A 15,928-nucleotide genomic window follows, 5' to 3' on the forward strand; every position below is an offset into this window, starting at 1 on the left:
GCCCTAAGCCCTAAGCCCTAAGCCCTAAGCCCTAAGCCCTAAGCCCTAAGCCCTAAGCCCTCCTGCATCCCAAAACGAAACAATCCGAAACTCGAGTTTCGTTTCTCGCTTGCCGTCTCGCGGTTAGAGGGTCGATGGGGCGCTGATCCGTGCGCAGATGCGGACAGCTTCAAAGACAGCGAGTTTGAGTTTGCCGCGTACGACCGATCACCGCGAAAAGACGCTTGTCGCGCCCGCGATCATCGCCGGCGTGGGCGTCCACACCGGCCAGCGCGTGCGTCTGGCCGTGCGTCCGGCGGCGCCGGGAACCGGCATCGTCTTCGTCCGCACCGATATCTCCGACCGCGACAACCGCATTCCGGTGTCGGGCGACGCCGTCATCGATGCGCGTCTGAACACCATGATCGAGAATGCGGCGGGCGTGCGCCTGTCGACGATCGAGCATCTGATGGCCGCCTTCTGCGCCCTGGGCGTGGCCAATGCCGTGGTCGAGGTGGACGGGCCGGAACTGCCGATCCTGGACGGCTCGGCCCTGCAATTCGTGCAGTTGCTGGATCGCGCGGGCTTCCGTCGCCAGTCGGTTCCCGTGCGCTACATCGAGATCCTGAAACCGATCCGGGTGGAGGAGGGCGACAAGTCGGCCATGCTGCTGCCCTGCGACCGCTATGAGATGCGGTTCGAGATCGACTTCCCGACCCCCGTCATCGGCAATCAGGTGGTGGATTTCGTCGTCGACGAAGACACCTTCCGCAGCGAGATCATGGCCGCCCGCACCTTCGGTTTCGCCCATGAGGTCGAGGCCCTGCGTCAGGCTGGACTGGCGCGCGGCGGGTCGCTGGAAAACGCCGTGGTCATCGACGGCGACGAGATCCTGAACCCCGGCGGCCTGCGGATGGAGCGCGAATTCGTGCGTCACAAGGCCCTGGACGCCATCGGCGACCTCTATGTGCTGGGCGCGCCGATCATCGGCCGCTACGAGGGCGTCAAGGCGGGCCACGCCGTCAACAACAAGCTGGTCCGCGCCCTGCTGGCCCAACCGGATGCGTGGCGCGAGGTCACCCGCGTCGAGGAACTGGCCGAAGCGGGTTAGGCTTCCCTCTCCCGTTGGGAGAGGGTTTGAGGCTCGCAGAGCGTAGCGATGCGCCAGCCGAAAGGGTGAGGGGCGGCTGTTTGCCGATCATCACCCGTCACTCGACCCTCACCCTTTCGCGCAAGTCCGATCGCCTGACGGCTCTCGGGCGCTCAAGCCCTCTCCCAACGGGAGAGGGTTCAATCCGATCTGATCGCGCTCATCAATCGTCCGAAATCCGCTTCGCCGCGCTGAAAGGCCCGGCGGTTGGAATAGAAACGTGCTTCGTCCGCCCAGGTGTCGTCGCCGGTCCAGGCCGCCTCGCCGACGCCCGCCTGTTCCAACCGCCACAGGACGAAGCCGGCCAGGTCGAACTGGCGTTTGTCCGTCGCCGCGCCCGGCGCGAAGAACCGTCCGCTGCCCGGATCGTGGTGCTCGAACCGCGCCTGATAGTCGGCGCCGACCTCATAGCTGGACTGGGCGATGCACGGGCCGATCACGGCGACCGTCCGACCGGGTTCCGCGCCCAGGGCCTGCATGGCCGAGACCGCGCTGTGGATCACGCCGTTCAGCGCGCCCTTCCAGCCCGCATGGACGGCGGCGACCACGCCCGCCTCGGCGTCGGCCAACAGCACCGGCGCGCAATCGGCGGTCAGGACGGCGCAGATCACGCCGGGGGCTGCGGTGACGCTGGCGTCGCCCTCGGGCCGTTCGCCCCTCCAGCCCGCCTCGGCCACCCGGGCGACGGCCGAATGCACCTGATAGCAGGCGGCGAAATCATCGGGGACGCCGCCCATCCACGCCGCCGCACGGCGTCGGTTCTCGACCACGGCGGCCGGGTCGTCGTTTGAACCCACGCCGGTGTTCAAGCCCGCGTACAGCCCCTCGGACACACCGCCCGCGCGGGTGAAGAAGCCGTGCCTTACGCCCGCGCGCGCCAGCAACGGATGGGTGATGGGCGCGGGCGCGGTCAATCCTCCCACCCCGGAACCACCAGCCCGTGAGGTGCGAAGACGGCGGCGGCCTTGAACAGTTCGCCCATCTGGTCCGGCGCCGTCAGCCGCGCCAACTGCCGGTCGATGATCGCGCTCGCGTCCGGGCGGCCGTCCTTCAGCCGTTCGGCCCGGGCCTCGATCCCCAGCAGGCGCAGGAACTCGCCCTGGTCCAGGCAGCCGGACACGTCGGCCCCGGCCCGCACCGCCGCCTCCAGCACGGTCGGGAAGTCCGCCCATTGCGTCAGGTCCGCCTGGCCCGGCTCGGCCAGGGGATCGACCTTCTTGTGCCGGTGCAGGGCCTGAAGGGTGTCGCCCGCGCCCGCCCGCGCCCGGCCGTAGTCGATCAGCAGGGCCGCGCCCGTCGCCGCCTTGACCAGTTCGCCGACCGCCCGCCCGAATCCGGCCTGAGCGTCGGAGATTTCGATCACCTGACCCGGCGCGACGTCGAATTCCGGCTTGATGAAGCCTGTGCTGGGCTTCACCAGGCCGAACACCAGGCCGCCCTCGTCATCGACCCCGACGCGACGCTCGGCCCAGCCGTCGTCGGTCTTAACGAACTGCCGCGCAGGCAGGCAGTCCAGCACTTCATTGGCGATCAGGATCACCGGCGCGTCCGTCTCGACCCGGTCCAGCCCCGAGACCCAGCGCGGTTCGACGTCCCCGTCCGCCAGCCGTTTCGCCTGCATCTGCCGCAACGGCCCGGACGGCTCGATCAGCACCAGATCGCAGGCCTCCAGGAACGGCGGCGCCAATCGCGCGGCCCTCAGGGCGTCGGCCATCAACGTGCCGTCGCCGGGACCCACCTCGACCAAGCGGAACCGGTCGGGCGCGCCCAGCCGCGACCAGGTCTCGACCGCCCACAGGCCGATCAGCTCGCCGAACATCTGGCTGACCATGGGCGCGGTGATGAAGTCGCCGCCTTCGCCCAGCGAAGGGCGCGTCGCGTAGTAGCCGTCCTGCGGGTCATGCAGGCAGCGCGTCACATAGTCGGCCACGGTCATCGGGCCGGTCAGGGCGATCTCGCGCGACAGCCGCGCCTTCAACGACACCGGATCAGCCCTGGACGGGCGGCCGGCTCCAGGCGCGCCAGACCAGCCATGCGCCGACGATGATCATCGGGATCGACAGGATCATGCCCATGGTCAGATGCAGCGGCAGGTTCTCCAGCCCCGCGTCCGGCTGACGCACGTTCTCCAGCAAGGCCCGCGACAGGCCATAGCCCAACAGGAACAGGCCGGTGACGTATCCCGGCTTGGCCAGCAGCCGCCATTTCCACACCGCCAGCCACAGCAGGCCGAACAGCATCAGCCCCTCCAGCCCCGCCTCATACAGTTGGCTGGGATGGCGCGGCGCGTCGCCCGCCGGGCAATAGCCGTAGGTCTCAAGGATGCGGGCGTTGCAGAAGCGGATGGCCCAGGGCACGTCGGTGATCCGCCCCCACAGTTCGCCGTTGATGAAGTTCGCCAGGCGGCCGAAGAACAGGCCGATCGGCACCACCGGCGCGATCAGGTCGCTCAGCGACAGCAGCCGCGCATTGTGCTTGCGCGCGAACAAGATGATCGCCAGGGCCACGCCCAGGAAGCCGCCGTGGAAGCTCATGCCCCCGGCCCACATCTGGAGCAGCTCCAGCCGCTCGCCCCAGGTCTGGCCCGTGAACAGTTGGGCGAACATCACCGGCTTGTAGAACAGGGCGTAGCCCAGCCGTCCGCCCAGGATGATGCCGATCGTGATCCACAGCGCCAGATCGTCCAGTTGCACCCCGCTGATCGGCGGCCGGCCCGGCGCCCAGACCCGTTCGGTCTTCACCAGCTTGGCGGCGTACCACCAGCCCAGCACGATCCCCGCGACATAGGCCAGGGCGTACCAGCGGATGGGCAGGGGACCGATGGAGATCAGGACGGGATCGAACTCGGGAAAGACCACGGAGGCTCCTTTGGCGTCGCTGCTTCTCTTCGCCCTTTAGCAAGCGTCGTCGCGCGCGTCGCCCCCAACAGGCGAGTTCCGACGACCATCGGCCGCATGGCGGTTAAGACCGCGTTCACCATATTCGGCGGACCCTTGCCAACGACACCCGGCGCGGCCGGGCCGGAGCTTTCGATGCAGACCCGCAACCCGATCCTCGACGAACTGTCCAAGATGACCACCGGCGCCATGGGCCTGGCCCAGTCGGCGGGCGAAGAGGCCAAGGCCGCCTTCCGCGCCCAGACCGACCGCATGGTGGCCGAGCTGGATCTGGTCCGGCGCGACGAGTTCGACGCCCTGAAGGCCGAGATCGCCGCCTTGCGCGCGGAAATCGCCGGTTTGAAAACGGTCACGAAACCCAAAAAGGGAACGTCCACAGGCGGAACTCCCCCCGGGGACGCAGCCGGTTGAGGCGAATCCGCGAACACGCCTACCGTCCCAGCATCGGTCGTGAGTCGCGGCCGAAGCGCCCTTTTCCAAGGACCGTCGCCTGATGGACGCCGCCCGCCCCGAAGAGATCGACGTGCCGATGGACCCTCTGGACGTGGTCGAACACGTCCTGAACGCGGAAAATCTGCCGTTCGACCGCACCGACGACGGCGACCTGGCCTTCGCCCTGGCCGGGGACTGGAAGGACTATGAGCTGTGGTTCGCCTGGCGGCCCGAGGGCGACTGTCTGCAACTGTGCTGCGCGCTGGATCTGCGCATCACCAAGTCGCGCCGCGCCGCCGCCTATGAGCTGACCGGCCTGATCAACCAGCGCACCTGGCTGGGCCATTTCGAGGTCTGGCCGGACGAGGGCGAGATCGTCTTCCGCCACAGCCTGGCCCTGCCGCACGGCGAACGCCCGACCCTGGGCCAGGCGGCCTCGATGATCGACGCCGCCATCGAGGCGGCCGACCGCTACTATCCGGCCTTCCGCTTCATGGCCAAGGGCATGAAGAAGGCCGAAGACGCCCTGGCGGCGTGCCTGTTCGAGACTGTCGGCAGCGCGTGATCTTCAAAGTCCGCTCATCCCCGCGAAAGCGGGGACCCAGTCCTTTGGATGGTGGAGCGGCGAAACCGATCCGCTAAAGCTGATCCAGCGCCACGTCGCGTAGCTCTCACTGGGTCCCCGCTTCCGCGGGGATGAGCGGGGAAAAGCATGACCATATTTAGCAACGGCCCCGTCATCCTCGTCGGCTGCGGCCGTCTCGGCTCGGCGATGGTCGAGGGCTGGCTGGCGACCGGGGCGGTCGATCCGCGCGACCTGATCATCCTGACCCCGTCCGGCAAGCCCGCAGCCGAGACCGCGCGCGCCGCCGGGGCGCGGATCAATCCGCCCGTCGAAGCCCTGTCCGGCGCCCGCGCCGTGGTTCTGGCCGTCAAACCGGCCAAGTGGCGCGACGTCGCCGCCGACATCGCCTCGAAAATCGGCGGCGCCCCCGTGATCTCGGTCATGGCCGGGGTGCGCGGCGCCGATCTGGCGGCCGCCTTCGCCGGTCCCGTCGCCCGCGTCATGCCGACCACCGGCGTCGCCGTGGGCAAGGGCGCGGCGGGTCTGTGGAGCGCGGACGCCTCGGCCGCCGCCGTGGCCCGGTCCCTGTTCGCGCCGGTCGCCGCGGTCGTCGACATCCCGGATGAGGCGATGATGGACGCCGTCACGGCCATGGCCGGTTCGGGACCGGCCTATGTCTTCGCCTTCACCCGCGCCCTGGCCCAGGCGGGCGAGGCGCAAGGCCTGCCGCCCGCCGTCGCCGCCGACCTGGCCCGCGCCACCGTCCGCTCAGCCGCCGCCGGTCTGGACGGGACCGAGACGGTCGAGAGCCTTATTGCCCGCGTCGCCTCGCCCGGCGGCACGACCGAGGCGGGACTGAAGGCGTTGACGGCCGAGGGGCTGGACGCGGCCGTCGAAGCCGCCGTCGCGGCGGCGAGGGCGCGGGCGCAGGAGTTGTCGCGCTAACACTGACCCCTCTCCCGTTGGGAGAGGGCTTGAGGCTCGCAGAGCGTAGCGATGCGCCAGCCGAAAGGGTGAGGGCCGGCTATCCGCCGATCATCACCCACCAGTCGCCCCTCACCCTTTCACGCCGCCAATCGCCTTGCAGGCTCTTGGGCGTTCAAGCCCTCTCCCAACGGGAGAGGGGTGAAGATCCTCAGATTCGTCCGCTCTCCAGGCGGGCGGCCGCGCGCGCATAGGCCCGGTCGGCGTCCTGCCAGGTCGAGAAGCCGCGCACTTCGGCCAGGCTGTGCGAGAAATAATCGAAGCGGCCGGTCGTGCGGTCGCCGTTCGGCCGCACCACCTCGACCTCGATCGCGGCGCCGCCGATGCTGATGCTGTCGATGGCCGACAGGCCGGGCGTGCGCGCCACCTGTTCAAAGGTCGGCCGGTTCGGTTTCAATTCGGTCAGGGTCAGCCGCACCTCGGCGCCGTCATAGCGGTCGGTGCGCGCCAGCGCCCGGCCGACCACCTCGGCCAGCCGATCGGCCTGACGCGCCACCTCGCGTTCGCCCAGGTCGTCGGCCTTGGCCTGGACCTCGGGTCCCAGGGTCACGGTGATGCGCGGCTCGGCCTGGGCCGCGGCGGCCATGGCCATGGCGGCGGCGAACGGGGCGACGAAGGCGAAACGACGCATGGCGAAACTCCTATTTTCCGCTTGAATATGGTCCTGGAGGCGGCCTGCCGCCAGCCAGCGCCGCGAAACGTGATCGCGCCGCGAACCCTAGCCCGGCAGCCGCACCAGCGCCTTCAGCCCGCCCATGTCGCTGCGGGCCAGGGTGATGTCGCCGCCATGGCCGCGCGCCACGTCGCGGGCGATGGCCAGGCCCAGGCCGACGCCCTTGTGGTTCTGGTTGCGAGACTCGTCCAGCCGCGAGAAGGGCCGAAACGCCTCTTCGTGCATGTCTTCGGGTATGCCCGGCCCATCGTCCTCGACGGCGATCTCCAACCCGCCCGAGGGCAGGGACCGCGCCGTCAGCCGCACATGTTCGCCATGCGCCGCCGCATTGCCCGTCAGGTTCATCAGGGCGCGTTTGAAGGCCATCGGCCGCAGATTGGCGGTCAGGGTCTCGGGCGCCGTCACCTCGACCTCGGCGCCGGCCCGTTTGGCGTCCTCGCCGGCGGCCTTCAGCAGGGCGCCGACATCGACCGTCTGGGCCGCTTCCCCGGTCTCGCCGCGCGCGAAGGCCAGGTATTCGTCGATCATGTGCTCCATCTCGTCCAGATCGCCCTTCATGGCGGCCTGACGTTTGAAGGCCGGAGCCAGGGCCAGCTCCAGGCGCAGCCGCGTCAGGGGCGTGCGCAGGTCGTGGCTGACCGAGGCCAAAAGGGCCGTCCTCTGGTCGATATGCCTCTGAATGCGGTCGCGCATGGCCAGGAAGGCGGTCGCCGCCGCCCGCACCTCGCGCGCGCCGTGCGGCTTGAAGGTCGGCACGGTCTCGCCGCGCCCAAAGGCCTCGGCCGCGCTGGCCAGCCGCTCGATGGCCCGCACCTGATTGCGGATGAACAACACCGCCACCCCCAGCAGCAGCGCCGTCGCCACCATCAGCCACAGCACGAAGATATGCGCCTGGGTCGCCACCGCCCGTTCGCGCGGGGCGATGATCCTCAGCACGCCCTGCGGCTGCTGCACCCGGATGTCGACATAGGCCGGATAGCGGGTGGTGGAGAACCAGAACGGCTGGTCCAACCGCGCCGCCAGCGCCTTCTCCAGGGTCCGGTCGATGACCCCGAACTGGCCGCGCTGCTGCTCGCGCGGCAAGGTCGCCTCTTCCTGTAGCGCGATGGACAGGGACATGGACCGCTCGGCCCGGTCGGCGATCACCGCCAGGTTCCGCGCCGTGGGGTCGTCGGCATAGCTTTCGGCCGCCCAGGCGATGTCGCCCGCCAAGCCTTCCGACAGACGCGCCGTCACCGTCTGCCAGTGGGCGTCGAAGAAGATCCAGGTCACCGCCGCCTGCATCACCAAGACCGGCAGCACGATGATCAGCAGCGACCGACCCCACAGCGAGGTCGGCAGCCGCCGCTTCAGAAACCGCGGCCAGAGCGATGCGGGGAGGAGTTTCACAAAATCTTCCCCCACCAGGGGAGGGGCGCCGCGAAGCGGTGGAGGGGGGCAGGTGCGTCCATCGCCCCCTCCGTCTCGACGCTGACGCGTCGATCCACCTCCCCCGACGGGGGAGGATTTGACGACAGCGCGCCCATCAATCCGGCGCCAGCATGTATCCGACGCCGCGCACCGTCTGGAGGTAGCGCGGGTTCTTCGGATCGGTCTCCAGCTTGCGGCGCAGGCGGGTCACCTGCACGTCCACGGCTCGACCGGTGATGTCGGCGGTGTCGGGCGACAGGGTCATGCGCTCGACCGGCGAATGGGCGTGGATGGCCAGGGTCTTCAGCAACTGCGCCTCGGCTTCGGTCAGGCGCATCGGCTTGCCGTCGCGCATCAGCTCCAGCCGCTCCATGTCGAAGGTCGCCGGTCCCAGCTTGATTTCGCGCGGGGTCATCGGCTTGCCGCCGGTGCGCCTCAGGATGGCGTCGATGCGCAGCGCCAGTTCGCGCGGCTCGAACGGTTTGGACATATAGTCGTCGGCGCCCCGCGACAGACCTTCGATGCGGTCGTCGGGATCGCCCCGCGCGGTCAGCAGCAGAACCGGCGTCCTGGACAGCTCGGCCTTGTTGCGCACCCAGGTCGTCAGCTCCAGCCCGCTTTCGCCGGGCATCATGACGTCCAGCACCACCAGGTCGAAGTCGATCAACTCCATCAGCCGCCGCGCCGCTGCCGAGTGGGCCGCGCCGGTGACGCGATAGCCCTCGCGGCTCAGGAACTCCTTCAGCAGTTCGCGAATCCGGTCGTCATCGTCGACGACCAGCAGGTGACGGCCCTCGCCCGGCCCGGCGATGGGACCCGAGCGGCCGCTCATCGCACGTCCCCGGCCGCGACGGCGTTGACCTGGACGGTCCAGGCGGCTCTAACCGCAGGGACGACGCGGGAGATGTTGTTCAATGGCCTTCGTTCCTATCGACGATCGTGACGGCTGGATCTGGATGGACGGCGAATTCGTGCCCTGGCGCGAAGCCAAAGTGCACGTTTTGACCCACGGGCTTCATTACGCCTCCTCGGTGTTCGAGGGCGAGCGAATGTACAACGGCCAGATCTTCAAGCTGATGGAGCATACCAACCGTCTGTTCCGTTCGGCCGAGGTGCTCGACTTCCAGATTCCGTTCACGGTGGCCCAGATCAACGAGGCCTGCAAGGAAACCTGCGCCAGAAACGGCCTGACCGACGCCTATGTGCGCCCGATCGCCTGGCGCGGCTCGGAACAGGTCAGCGTCCCGGCCCACAACACGACCGTCCGCGTGGCGATCGCCGTGTGGGACTGGCCCAGCTATTTCGACCCGGAGACCAAGAAGAAGGGCATCCGCCTGTGCTGGGCGCCCTACAAGCGGCCGTCGCCCGAAACCGCCCCGACCGAGGCCAAGGCGGCGGGCCTGTACATGATCGGCACCATCAACCGCCACTATGCCGATGCGCGCGGTTATTCCGACGCCATGCTGCTGGACTGGCGCGGCTATGTGGCCGAGGCGACGGGCGCCAACGTCTTCTTCGTCCAGGACGGCCGCCTGATCACCCCGCCCGCCGACGGCGCCATCCTGAACGGCATCACCCGCCAGACGGTGCTGGAGATGCTGGCCGCGCGGGGGCTGGAGGTCGAGACGCGCCATATCCTGCCGGAAGAACTGGCGGGCTTCAGCGAGTGTTTCCTGTGCGGCACGGCGGCCGAGATCACCCCCGTCAGCGAGATCGGCGACTATCGCTTCACGCCTGGCGAAATCAGCCTGGGCCTGATGGAGGACTACGGCCGTCTGGTGCGCGGTCAGGGCTGAGACGCGGCGGATCGCCCGTTTCGCGCCCAGGCCGAGACGCCTTGCCTCGAGGACCATTGTTCTTCAGTCCCGCCCATCATGCTGCGGCGTGGAGGGAAAGACATGATGCTGAGAGTGATCTGCGGACTGTTCGCCGCGATGTTCGTCGTCGGCGCGGCCGGGGCCGCTTCGGCCCAGGTCGCCAATGGCGGTTTCGAAAGCGGCGGGGCGTCGTGGACCGCGATATCGTGGGGCTTTGGGCCGCCGGCGCGTAGCGGCGTCAACGCCTCTGGCGCCGGATGCGTGGGCGCGGCTTGTATGAACGCCGTCGGCGGGGCGTCGCTGGCGCAGACAATCGCGACCACGCCGGGCGCCAGCTATGCCCTGACCTTCTAGTATAGGACAAACACCGGGGGTGACGCTCCGGTCGAACTTCAGGCGCTGTGGTCCAACGGCGCGCCGACCAACGGCGGCCGGGCACCTGCACCGGTAGTTGCGTCTTCGGAACCACGACCGCCACCGCGACCTATGTCCAGGTCACCCAGACCGTCGTCGCCAGCGGCCCGAGCACGACCCTGACCTTCCTCGGCCGGAACGATCCGGCGGGAATCTACGTCGACGACGTCAGCCTGGTCGACCGTGCCGACCATGACCGAATGGGCCATGATCCTGTTCGGCCTGATCCTGGCCGGTTTCGCGGCCCTGATGGTGATGCGACGCCAGACCGTCCGCGCCTGAACCGCCCGATGATCTGAAACATAAGGCTCTGGTCGCGGGACCGGAGCCTTTTCGCTGTCTCAGGCCGCCGCCGTCCGCCGCCGCCGCCGGATCGCCCACCAGGTCACGCACGCGATCGCGGCCACGGGCAGCAAGACCGAGCCGACCGTGATCAGGGTCGCCAACATCCCCATGGACAGGCCCAGCGCGCCGTTCAGGGCCTGTACGACCGGCCGCATCGGGTGATCCGCCGCCAGGACGCCGCCGGGCTGGTAAGTCAGGCTGAGACGCGCGGTTTCTACCCGACGGGTCAGTTCGCCGGTCTCGATCTCGAAGGCGTCCCGCTGACGCTGGAGTTCGGCCAGTGTGTTTTCGACCTCCAGTCTCTGGGCCATCGTGCCGCCTCGCCGCGCTTCGAGATCGTGTATGCGCTGGGTCAGGCCCTCCGTCGTCTGGGCGCCGCGCGTCGAGGCGCTCAAGGCGCGCGTGACATCCTCTCCTTCCGTGTTCGCCGATTCCAGCCGACCTCCGGCCCCCTGGGCGTCCAGGGCCAGATTGGCGCGGAAGCGGTCGATCCAGCCGCGTTCGCCGCGCAGTTCCAAATGCCCGGCGGGTGTGCGGCCCGTCCAATCGGCCTGCGCCGACATCACCTGGCACACGGCCGGTCCAGCCGAAACGCAGGCCATTTCGTGTCGGCTCATCAATACGGCGCCATGATCGCCCGGCAACGACAGGGCGTAGCGATAGGCATAGGCGATCCGCGCCAGCGGCGGAGGCGTGGCAGAGACCCTCGCGGCGTCTGAACCTGTGGGCGCGGCCGCAGCCGCAGCGTCAGCCGTCTCGGCGGAAGGTTCCGCCCGATCCACGTTCTGACAAGCGGCCAGAACCGTCACGCCGGCCAGAGCCAGCCACACACGTTTGCGCATCGTCTCATTCTCCCAAACCGTGTCGATCACGGATCCGTGATGACGCGCGTGCATCGCGACGGATTCAGGGCGACAAGCGCGCGAAACTGCGCCTTGCCAGATGCGGCGACGTGGCGTTGAACAGGACGTCGGCGGGGGGCTGGCGGAGGGCGGCCATGTTCAGCATCCTGAACCTGCAAAGTCTGCTGGGCCTGGCCGTTGTGGTCGCGGCCTGTTGGGGGCTGTCGGAGAACAAGCGCGCCTTTCCCTGGCGGCTGACGCTGGGGGCTGTGGCCGTGCAGGCGGGGCTGGTGCTGGCCCTGTTCGCCATTCCCGGCTCGCAGAGCGTGTTGGCGGCCATCACCGGGGCGGTCGATGGACTGGCCCACGCGACCAATCGCGGCACCCAGTTCGTGTTCGGCTATCTGGCCGGCGGCGATCAGCCCTATGCGGTGACCAATGACGGCGCCCTGTTCACCTTCGCCTTTCAGGTGCTGCCGCTGATCCTGGTGATCTCGGCCCTGTCGGCCTTGCTGTGGCACTGGAAGATATTGAAGTGGATCACCCACGGCTTCGGCCTGCTGTTCCAGAAGACCATGGGCCTGGGCGGCGCCTCGGCCCTGGCGGTGGCGGCCAACATCTTTCTGGGCATGATCGAAAGCCCCATCGTCATCCGCGCCTATCTGGACAAGCTGACGCGATCCGAACTGTTCCTGATGATGGTCGTCGGTCTGGCGACCGTGGCCGGGTCGACCATGGTGGCCTATGCCGCCATCCTGTCGGCCGTGCTGCCGAACGCGGCGGGCCATGTGCTGGTGGCCTCCATCGTCTCGGCGCCCGCGGGCGTGCTGCTGGCCCGGATCATCATCCCGGAAAAGGCCGGGGAGGGCGGACACGCCGCCGACTATGACTCCGCGCTCAAATACGACAGCGCCATCGACGCCATCGTCAAGGGCACGGCCGACGGCCTGATGGTGGTGCTGAACATCTCGGCGGTGCTGATCGTCTTCGTGGCCCTGGTGGCGCTGGTCAACGTCATGCTGGGCGGGCTGTGGCTGTTCGACGGTCCCGTCACGGTCGAGCGGATGCTGGGCTGGCTGTTCATGCCCGTCGCCTGGCTGATGGGCGTCGACTGGGCCGAGGCGGGCAAGGCCGGCTGGCTGTTGGGCGTCAAACTGACCCTGACCGAGTTCGTGGCCTATATCGAACTGGGCAAGATCCCGGTCGGCGACATGACCGAGCGTACGCGGATGCTGATGACCTATGCCCTGTGCGGCTTCGCCAACATCGGCTCGGTCGGCATCACCGTCACAGGGCTTTCGGTGTTGATGCCCGAGCGGCGCGAAGAGGTGCTGGGCCTGGTGTGGAAGGCGCTGTTCGCCGGCTTCCTGGCCACCTTGATGACCGCCTGCGTCGTCGGCGCCTTGCCCGCCGCCGTCTTCGCCTGATAGCCGTCGCGACAGGCAACGGAGACCCGGCCATGAAACTCTACACCTCGCATCGCGCGCCCAATCCGCGCCGGGTCCGCTGGGTCATGGCGGAAAAGGGGATCGAAGGGGTCGAGATCGTCGAGGTCGACCTGTTGTCGGGCGAACACCGCACGCCCGATTACCGCGCCAAATTCGGCGTGCCGCACGTTCCGGCTCTGGAGCTGGACGACGGGACTTGTCTGACCGAATCCCTGGCCATCTGCCGCTATCTGGAGGCGCTGAACCCGGCGCCGAACCTGTTCGGCCACGACGCCGTCGAACAGGCGATGATCGAGATGTGGACCCGGCGCTGTGAATTCTACCTGGCCAATCCGATCATGCTGAACGTGCGCCACACCCACCCGGCCCTGGCCGCGCTGGAGGCGACCCAGATGCCCCAGGTGGCCGACTACAACCGGCTGGCGGCCGAGAAATACATGCGCTCGCTGGACCGCCGCCTGGCCGACCGCGAATGGATCGCCGCCGACCGCTTCACGATCGCCGACGTGGTGGCGGCCGTGGGCCTGGATTTCGCCCGCCTGATCAAATACCGCCCGCCGGAAGAACTGACCAACCTGAACCGCTGGTTCGAGGCGGCCAAGGCGCGGCCGGCGGCGGGGGCGGGGGTTTAGAGAAGAGTGAGAAGTCTATGGCTGTAGCCGCTCAATAGCTGCCAACTGGCGCCGCAGTAGTTCACGATCAGCCTGCCGTTCGATCGCTGTGGTAGCTGCATCTGCTGATCTCATGGCCTCTGCCTTGGTCTGTTGCTCAGCCGTCCAGAACCAGGTTCCCAACGCAATCAAGGTGCCAAGAACCCCGGTGAGGACACCAGCGACGCCCACACCCATTGCTTGCCTTGCGTTTCGCTCAGTCTGGTCCGAACTCGCCTTCATTTCTGAAATGGCTGTTCGCGCGTAGTCATTCAGTGTCGACTGCAATTCTGCGCCAGCTTCGCTAAGCGCGGCCATTCGACGTATTTCATCCTTGACCTGCTTAAGTATGAAATTTGTATCGTTGATAGGATTGCGCGAGATCAGAGGAAGATCTATTGACGGAGGACGCGTTATTTCCAGAAGTTCTCGCATGCGTGACGAGGCATTCTCGTTCAAACTGAGAGCATCGAGCAAGGCGCTTTTCTCAAATGGTCCCCTTCGGTTTTTAACCGCTTCTCCCCCCGCTCGGCGAACGTAGGTCAATCTGTCTTCGCCGCGCCTTGGCGGATTGCCTTCAAAAATTGTCGGCTCGTGCGCTACGAAAGCGTGACAGAAGTTCTCCATATCGGCCTTGGTTAGATTGGAACGCTGAGCGTCTGTGAGCTTCTCTGGGCCACTCATTCGCCAGCCCATTCTAACCATCAGCTTGCCGATGAATTCGTCGTCGGAAGCGGTGTTTGTGCCGGTCATAAGGGCCGGATAATCAATGCCGTAAACAGCGCGAAATCCGAGATCTCCAAGATGCTCTGATGCGACGGTATATTTCGGCGGAAGCTTTTCTTCGCGTAGGTCGTCGATGTTGATGACCATCGTCCTACCTCGGCCCAAACTTCTTGATCACCCCCGAAAACGTCATCACCGTCCGCGCCTCCACCGTGATCTGGCCGCGCACGAAGATCAGGCTGCCGCCCGCGCGCACCACCTCGCCGGTGGCCTCGACCAGTTCGCCCTCATAGACGCCGTCGACCAGGGTGGAGTCCAACTGCACGGTCACGCCGTTCTTGCCCTCCATCTCCTGATAGGCGGTCTGGAACAGGGCGATGTCGGCGAAGGTCATCAGGCAGCCGCCGTGCATCCGCCCGCCCATGTTCATGTGCTTGGCCTCGGCCCGAAAGGCGCAGCGCATCCGCCCGTCGGGATCGGGCCGGAAGTAAAACGGTCCCACCACCTGATCGAAGGTGCCGTGGGTGTCATAGGTCTTCCAGCCGGCGAACTCGCCCTCGGTGACCGTGACCTTTCCAACCATGTGAACTCCGCCTTCTTTCCGCGCCGTGGATGCAGCATATAGGCGCCATGAGCGACCCGATTGAATCCGCGATCTTTGAAAAACTGTCGGCTGTCGACCCCCGGGGCGACAACGGCAAGAGCATCGAACCCTCCGACGTGGCCAAGGCCCTGCAGCCCGAACAGTGGCAGCGGATGCTGCCGCGCGTGAAGGCCGTGGCCCTGAACCTGATGCGTCAGGGCCGACTGACGATCACCAAGAAGGGCAAGCCCATCGACCCGGCCCAGATGAAGGGCGTCATCCGCCTGCGTCACCCCACGGCCGAGGAGGCCGCCGCCGCCAAGGCCGCCCTGCCGCCCGTGTCCGACGAGGGCGATGACTGACCTCGCGTCCGTTCTCGAAGACATCCGCGCCTGTCGCGCCTGCGCGGGCGAGTTTGCGCATACGCCGCGCCCGGTGGTCATGGCCACGCCCCAGACCCGGCTGCTGATCTGCGGTCAGGCGCCGGGGCGCCGGGTGCATGAGAGCGGACTGCCCTTCACCGACCCGTCCGGCGACCGGCTGCGCGACTGGATGGGCGTGGACTATCAGACCTTCTACGCCGATCCGCGCCTGGGCGTGGCGCCCCAGGCCTTCTGCTATCCGGGCACGGCGCCCGCGAAGAACGGCCGGAGCGGCGGGGACTATCCGCCGCCACCGCGCTGTGCGGCCCTGTGGCGGCCGCGGCTGTTGGCGAACCTGCCGAACGTCGAACTGACGCTGCTGGTCGGGAGCTATGCGCAGGCCTGGACCCTGGGCGAGCGGATGAAGGCGACCATGACCGAGACGGTGCGCGCCTGGCGTGATTATGCGCCCGCGATCCTGCCCCTGCCGCACCCGTCGTGGCGCAACACGCCCTGGCTGGAACGGAACCCCTGGTTCGACGCCGAGGTGGTGCCGTATCTGCGGGCGCGCGTCAGAGACATCCTCACACCCGCTCATCCCGGCGAAAGCCGGGATCCAGATCTTTCGTGAGGCAGGTCGTGGGATTTCCG

At 67.7% G+C, this 15,928-nt stretch carries 20 protein-coding genes; 11 read left to right on the top strand and 9 right to left on the bottom strand.

The genetic code is table 11. The annotated features are described in order from the left end of the window. Positions 1-190: 190 nt before the first annotated feature. On the top strand, positions 191-1,090 hold the full coding sequence (gene lpxC, locus V7D63_RS08820) for a UDP-3-O-acyl-N-acetylglucosamine deacetylase (protein ID WP_333591933.1): 900 nt from the start codon (positions 191-193) through the stop codon (positions 1,088-1,090). 179 nt (positions 1,091-1,269) lie between these two features. Here the strand turns inward: lpxC and pgeF are convergent, their stop codons facing one another. The 3 genes from pgeF to lgt are packed head-to-tail and all read right to left on the bottom strand — an operon-like array spanning position 1,270 to position 3,987. Beyond that, positions 1,270-2,043 (bottom strand): peptidoglycan editing factor PgeF, encoded by a 774-nt coding sequence (gene pgeF, locus V7D63_RS08825; protein ID WP_333591899.1) that lies wholly within the window; start codon positions 2,041-2,043, stop codon positions 1,270-1,272. After that, positions 2,040-3,113 (bottom strand): class I SAM-dependent methyltransferase, encoded by a 1,074-nt coding sequence (locus V7D63_RS08830; RefSeq protein WP_333591900.1) that lies wholly within the window; start codon positions 3,111-3,113, stop codon positions 2,040-2,042. Before V7D63_RS08830 ends, pgeF begins: the two co-directional genes overlap by 4 nt. Before the next feature lie 4 nt (positions 3,114-3,117). Continuing rightward, positions 3,118-3,987 carry a prolipoprotein diacylglyceryl transferase gene (gene lgt / locus V7D63_RS08835; protein ID WP_333591901.1) on the bottom strand — a complete coding sequence of 290 codons (870 nt, stop codon included), beginning with the start codon at positions 3,985-3,987 and terminating at the stop codon, positions 3,118-3,120. A gap of 174 nt (positions 3,988-4,161) precedes the next feature. On the opposite strand from lgt, the gene V7D63_RS08840 reads away from it, so the two are divergent. From V7D63_RS08840 to proC, 3 genes are all read left to right on the top strand, one after another. After that, the gene (locus V7D63_RS08840) at positions 4,162-4,437 is read left to right on the top strand and encodes an accessory factor UbiK family protein (protein WP_333591902.1); all 276 of its coding nucleotides are present in this window, start codon (positions 4,162-4,164) and stop codon (positions 4,435-4,437) included. 82 nt (positions 4,438-4,519) lie between these two features. After that, positions 4,520-5,023 carry a YbjN domain-containing protein gene (locus V7D63_RS08845; RefSeq protein WP_333591903.1) on the top strand — a complete coding sequence of 168 codons (504 nt, stop codon included), beginning with the start codon at positions 4,520-4,522 and terminating at the stop codon, positions 5,021-5,023. A 147-nt stretch (positions 5,024-5,170) separates the two neighbouring features. Then, entirely contained in the window at positions 5,171-5,968 is a 798-nt protein-coding gene (gene proC, locus V7D63_RS08850; protein WP_333591904.1) for a pyrroline-5-carboxylate reductase, read from the top strand. A gap of 190 nt (positions 5,969-6,158) precedes the next feature. On the opposite strand, the gene V7D63_RS08855 is transcribed toward proC, so the two are convergent. The 3 genes from V7D63_RS08855 to V7D63_RS08865 form a co-directional block, all read right to left on the bottom strand. Further along, positions 6,159-6,638, bottom strand: a complete 480-nt coding sequence (locus tag V7D63_RS08855) for a hypothetical protein (RefSeq protein ID WP_333591905.1) — start codon at positions 6,636-6,638, stop codon at positions 6,159-6,161. 87 nt (positions 6,639-6,725) lie between these two features. Then, complete coding sequence (locus V7D63_RS08860) at positions 6,726-8,069, bottom strand: ATP-binding protein (RefSeq protein ID WP_333591906.1); 1,344 nt, start codon at positions 8,067-8,069, stop codon at positions 6,726-6,728. A 136-nt stretch (positions 8,070-8,205) separates the two neighbouring features. Then, positions 8,206-8,922: a response regulator transcription factor gene (locus V7D63_RS08865; protein WP_333591907.1), complete on the bottom strand. Its 717-nt coding sequence runs from the start codon at positions 8,920-8,922 to the stop codon at positions 8,206-8,208. Positions 8,923-9,004: 82 nt separating this feature from the next. Here V7D63_RS08865 and V7D63_RS08870 point away from each other — a divergent pair, with 82 nt between their 5' ends. From V7D63_RS08870 to V7D63_RS08880, 3 genes are all read left to right on the top strand, one after another. Then, positions 9,005-9,886, top strand: coding sequence for a branched-chain amino acid aminotransferase (locus tag V7D63_RS08870; protein WP_333591908.1), 882 nt, complete (start codon positions 9,005-9,007; stop codon positions 9,884-9,886). Positions 9,887-9,988: 102 nt separating this feature from the next. Then, entirely contained in the window at positions 9,989-10,261 is a 273-nt protein-coding gene (locus V7D63_RS08875; protein ID WP_333591909.1) for a hypothetical protein, read from the top strand. Between the two features lie 252 nt (positions 10,262-10,513). Beyond that, positions 10,514-10,603 (top strand): IPTL-CTERM sorting domain-containing protein, encoded by a 90-nt coding sequence (locus V7D63_RS08880; RefSeq protein ID WP_333591910.1) that lies wholly within the window; start codon positions 10,514-10,516, stop codon positions 10,601-10,603. 59 nt (positions 10,604-10,662) lie between these two features. Here V7D63_RS08880 and V7D63_RS08885 read toward each other — a convergent pair whose 3' ends face one another. Further along, positions 10,663-11,508 (bottom strand): DUF4349 domain-containing protein, encoded by an 846-nt coding sequence (locus tag V7D63_RS08885; protein ID WP_333591911.1) that lies wholly within the window; start codon positions 11,506-11,508, stop codon positions 10,663-10,665. A 155-nt stretch (positions 11,509-11,663) separates the two neighbouring features. On the opposite strand from V7D63_RS08885, the gene V7D63_RS08890 reads away from it, so the two are divergent. Together V7D63_RS08890 and V7D63_RS08895 are read left to right on the top strand one after the other, a co-directional pair. Then, on the top strand, positions 11,664-12,935 hold the full coding sequence (locus V7D63_RS08890; RefSeq protein WP_333591912.1) for a NupC/NupG family nucleoside CNT transporter: 1,272 nt from the start codon (positions 11,664-11,666) through the stop codon (positions 12,933-12,935). A 32-nt stretch (positions 12,936-12,967) separates the two neighbouring features. Beyond that, the gene (locus tag V7D63_RS08895; RefSeq protein ID WP_333591913.1) at positions 12,968-13,588 is read left to right on the top strand and encodes a glutathione S-transferase family protein; all 621 of its coding nucleotides are present in this window, start codon (positions 12,968-12,970) and stop codon (positions 13,586-13,588) included. Between the two features lie 15 nt (positions 13,589-13,603). Here V7D63_RS08895 and V7D63_RS08900 read toward each other — a convergent pair whose 3' ends face one another. Next, positions 13,604-14,479: a hypothetical protein gene (locus V7D63_RS08900; protein WP_333591914.1), complete on the bottom strand. Its 876-nt coding sequence runs from the start codon at positions 14,477-14,479 to the stop codon at positions 13,604-13,606. 4 nt (positions 14,480-14,483) lie between these two features. Beyond that, positions 14,484-14,915 (bottom strand): PaaI family thioesterase, encoded by a 432-nt coding sequence (locus tag V7D63_RS08905; RefSeq protein ID WP_333591915.1) that lies wholly within the window; start codon positions 14,913-14,915, stop codon positions 14,484-14,486. A 47-nt stretch (positions 14,916-14,962) separates the two neighbouring features. Between V7D63_RS08905 and V7D63_RS08910 the strand changes: the two genes are divergently transcribed. Both V7D63_RS08910 and V7D63_RS08915 read left to right on the top strand, forming a co-directional pair. Beyond that, positions 14,963-15,277 (top strand): DUF3253 domain-containing protein, encoded by a 315-nt coding sequence (locus V7D63_RS08910; protein ID WP_333591916.1) that lies wholly within the window; start codon positions 14,963-14,965, stop codon positions 15,275-15,277. Next, positions 15,270-15,908: a uracil-DNA glycosylase family protein gene (locus V7D63_RS08915; RefSeq protein WP_333591917.1), complete on the top strand. Its 639-nt coding sequence runs from the start codon at positions 15,270-15,272 to the stop codon at positions 15,906-15,908. Before V7D63_RS08910 ends, V7D63_RS08915 begins: the two co-directional genes overlap by 8 nt. The last annotated feature ends 20 nt before the right edge of the window (positions 15,909-15,928 follow it).

Source organism: Brevundimonas sp. (genome assembly GCF_036732845.1).
Taxonomy (GTDB): Bacteria; Pseudomonadota; Alphaproteobacteria; order Caulobacterales; family Caulobacteraceae; genus Brevundimonas.

What these genes read in the sequence shown, in the direction of transcription:
- V7D63_RS08840 (WP_333591902.1), top strand. Translation starts at nt 4,162, where the DNA reads ATGCAGACCCGCAACCCGATCCTCGACGAACTGTCCAAGATGACCACC.
- V7D63_RS08845 (WP_333591903.1), top strand. Translation starts at nt 4,520, where the DNA reads ATGGACGCCGCCCGCCCCGAAGAGATCGACGTGCCGATGGACCCTCTG.
- proC (WP_333591904.1), top strand. Translation starts at nt 5,171, where the DNA reads ATGACCATATTTAGCAACGGCCCCGTCATCCTCGTCGGCTGCGGCCGT.
- V7D63_RS08855 (WP_333591905.1), bottom strand. Translation starts at nt 6,638, where the DNA reads ATGCGTCGTTTCGCCTTCGTCGCCCCGTTCGCCGCCGCCATGGCCATG.
- V7D63_RS08865 (WP_333591907.1), bottom strand. Translation starts at nt 8,922, where the DNA reads ATGAGCGGCCGCTCGGGTCCCATCGCCGGGCCGGGCGAGGGCCGTCAC.
- V7D63_RS08870 (WP_333591908.1), top strand. Translation starts at nt 9,005, where the DNA reads ATGGCCTTCGTTCCTATCGACGATCGTGACGGCTGGATCTGGATGGAC.
- V7D63_RS08875 (WP_333591909.1), top strand. Translation starts at nt 9,989, where the DNA reads ATGATGCTGAGAGTGATCTGCGGACTGTTCGCCGCGATGTTCGTCGTC.
- V7D63_RS08880 (WP_333591910.1), top strand. Translation starts at nt 10,514, where the DNA reads ATGACCGAATGGGCCATGATCCTGTTCGGCCTGATCCTGGCCGGTTTC.
- V7D63_RS08885 (WP_333591911.1), bottom strand. Translation starts at nt 11,508, where the DNA reads ATGCGCAAACGTGTGTGGCTGGCTCTGGCCGGCGTGACGGTTCTGGCC.
- V7D63_RS08890 (WP_333591912.1), top strand. Translation starts at nt 11,664, where the DNA reads ATGTTCAGCATCCTGAACCTGCAAAGTCTGCTGGGCCTGGCCGTTGTG.
- V7D63_RS08895 (WP_333591913.1), top strand. Translation starts at nt 12,968, where the DNA reads ATGAAACTCTACACCTCGCATCGCGCGCCCAATCCGCGCCGGGTCCGC.
- V7D63_RS08900 (WP_333591914.1), bottom strand. Translation starts at nt 14,479, where the DNA reads ATGGTCATCAACATCGACGACCTACGCGAAGAAAAGCTTCCGCCGAAA.
- V7D63_RS08905 (WP_333591915.1), bottom strand. Translation starts at nt 14,915, where the DNA reads ATGGTTGGAAAGGTCACGGTCACCGAGGGCGAGTTCGCCGGCTGGAAG.
- V7D63_RS08910 (WP_333591916.1), top strand. Translation starts at nt 14,963, where the DNA reads ATGAGCGACCCGATTGAATCCGCGATCTTTGAAAAACTGTCGGCTGTC.
- V7D63_RS08915 (WP_333591917.1), top strand. Translation starts at nt 15,270, where the DNA reads ATGACTGACCTCGCGTCCGTTCTCGAAGACATCCGCGCCTGTCGCGCC.